Here is a 2,635-nt window from a genome sequence, read left to right on the forward strand (position 1 = left end):
CGATCTGCAGGCCGGGACGGGCCAGCTCGGCGCGCATGACCAGCGCCATGACGCCGCCGATCAGGAAGAACGCGAACGACGTCGCCAGGTACAGCGTGCCGATCGTCTTGTGGTCCGTGGTCGTCAGCCACGACACCACGACCTTGCCGGGCTGCTTGCGCCGGACCGGCAGCTCGTTCGCGTAGGTGCCGGTGTCAGCCGCCGCGGCACCCTGGGGTTCGTTGAGGATGCTCACAGGTTGTTCGTCTCCCGGTTCTTCTCGTGGCTCGTCTGCGCGATGCCGGCGGGAACGTAACCGGTCTGCCCCTTCTTCGCGAGGTCCTTGAGGTGCTGCTCGTACCGCTCGGGGGAGACGACCTTCACGTTGAACAGCATCCGGGAGTGGTCGACGCCGCACAGCTCGGCGCACTTGCCCAGGAACGTGCCCTCACGGTTGGGGGTCACCTGGAAGGAGTTGGTGTGGCCCGGGATGACGTCCATCTTCATCAGGAACGGCACCACCCAGAAGGAGTGGATGACGTCACGCGAGGTGAGGACGAAGCGGACGGTCTTGCCCTTGGGGAGCCACAGGGTCGGACCCGGGTTGTTGGTCTGCGGGTTCCGCGTGCCCGGGGTGCCGACGTCGTAGACGCCACCGGCACCGGCCGGGAACTCCTTCTTGAACCGGTCCGGAATGGCGTCCAGGTTCGCGTCGGTCTTGGCGTCCCCGGTGGAACCCGCGACGGGCTCGATGTAGTTGAAGCCCCAGCTCCACTGGTAGCCGACGACGTTCACCGTGACGTCCGGCTTCTTGTCGAGGCTCAGGAGCTTCGTCTCGTCACGAGCCGTGAAGTAGAACAGCACCGAGACGATGATGAGCGGAACGACCGTGTACAGCGCCTCGATCGGCATGTTGTACCGGGTCTGCGGAGGTACTTCGACCTTGCTGCGGCTGCGCCGGTGGAACATGGCGCTCCACAGGATCAGGCCCCACACCAGCACGCCGACGGCGAGCGCGGCAGCCCAGGATCCCTGCCACAGGGAGAGGATCCGCGGAGCCTCTTCCGTGGTCGGGGTGGGCATACCAAGGCGGGGGAAGTCCTTGTATGTGCAACCGGTCGCGGTCGCCAGGACCAGGCCCGCGGTCATTGCCTGCAGCAGCTTCCGCCGCATCGGGCGCCGCGGCGAGCGGTCGGAGCCGTTGGGACTCACGTAGCGCCTTCCCGAGAGTCTCGCCCGCGCGCGCGGCTGCGGCCTGGCCTTACTCGCTGGTCGGTCGCCGCCCTGCGCCGGGCAGGGGTTTGGATGTTTATGCGGAGCAAACCCTAGCCGACGCCCTCCGGGGGTTCGCGGGGAGGGTGGCATACGCGCCGCCGGTCACTCCGAAGAGGGGGCGATGGACCCAATAGCTCGGGGGATCGGGTGGTTTGGCAGGTGCGGGACGGCGGCGGCCCGCACCCGGGCCGCCCGCGCTCCCGCGCCGCCGCCGCACGATCTACCGTGGCCGGGTGTCCTACTTCGACGCCGCATCCGCCGCCCCGCTCCACCCCGTCGCCCGGCAGGGCCTGTTGGCCGCCCTGGACGAGGGGTGGGCCGACCCGTCCCGGCTGTACCGGGAGGGGCGGCGGGCCCGGCTGCTGCTGGACGCGGCCCGCGCCACGGCCGCCGAGGCGGTCGGATGCCGTCCCGACGAACTGGTGTTCACCTCGTCCGGGACCCGGGCCGTGCACGACGGGGTCGCGGGCGCCGCGGCCGGACGGCGCCGTGTCGGGCGCCACCTGATCGTGTCATCCGTCGAACACTCCTCGGTACTCCATTCGGCCGAGCGGCACACCGCGGCGGGCGGCTCGGTGACCGAGGTCGCCGTCGGCAGGACGGGCGCCGTGGACGCCGGGGAGTACGCGCGGGCGCTGCGCCCCGACACCGCGCTGGCCTGTCTGCAGTCCGCCAACCACGAGGTGGGCACCGAGCAGCCGGTCACGGAGGTGGCCGAGGCGTGCCGGGCGGCGGGCGTGCCGCTGCTGGTGGACGCGGCGCAGTCGCTGGGGTGGGCCCCGGTGCCGGGACCGTGGTCGCTGCTCGCGGCGAGCGCCCACAAGTGGGGCGGGCCCGCCGGGGTCGGGCTGCTCGTGGTGCGCAAGGGGGTGCGGTTCGCGCCCCAGGGCCCCGCGGACGAACGGGAGTCGGGGCGGGCCGCCGGTTTCGAGAACCTGCCGGCGATCGTGGCGGCGGCGGCCTCGCTGCGGGCGGTGCGCGCGGAGGCGGCGGCGGAGGCGGCGCGGCTGCGGGAGCTGACGGAGCGGATCAGGGCCCGGGTGCCGGAGCTGGTGGCGGACGTGGAGGTGGTGGGCGATCCGCTGCGGCGGCTGCCGGGGATCGTCACCTTCTCCTGTCTCTATGTCGACGGGGAGACCCTCCTGCACGAGCTTGACCGGGCCGGTTTCTCCGTCTCCTCCGGGTCCTCCTGCACCAGCAGCACCCTGACGCCCAGCCATGTGCTGCGGGCGATGGGCGTGCTGAGCGAGGGGAACGTACGGGTGTCGCTGCCCCCCGGCACACCGGCCGAGGACGTGGAGCGGTTCCTCGCGGCGCTGCCGGGGGTGGTGAGCGGGGTGCGGGAGCGCGTGGGCGCCCCGGTGGGCGCGGCACCCGCCGC

2 protein-coding genes and 1 pseudogene are annotated in these 2,635 nt (G+C 72.2%); 1 reads left to right on the forward strand and 2 read right to left on the reverse strand.

The features are described from left to right. Positions 1-235 (reverse strand): annotated as a pseudogene (locus GA0115242_RS08245) (cytochrome ubiquinol oxidase subunit I); the annotation flags it as partial. Beyond that, complete coding sequence (gene coxB / locus GA0115242_RS08250; RefSeq protein WP_093826111.1) at positions 232-1,191, reverse strand: aa3-type cytochrome oxidase subunit II; 960 nt, start codon at positions 1,189-1,191, stop codon at positions 232-234. The gene coxB and the pseudogene GA0115242_RS08245, both read right to left, overlap by 4 nt. Positions 1,192-1,487: 296 nt before the next feature. On the opposite strand from coxB, the gene GA0115242_RS08255 reads away from it, so the two are divergent. After that, positions 1,488-2,635: cysteine desulfurase family protein (locus GA0115242_RS08255; protein ID WP_093826112.1), on the forward strand; the 1,148-nt coding region annotated here is incomplete at its 3' end.

Source organism: Streptomyces sp. SolWspMP-5a-2 (assembly GCF_900091845.1).
GTDB lineage: Bacteria > Actinomycetota > Actinomycetes > Streptomycetales > Streptomycetaceae > Streptomyces > Streptomyces doudnae.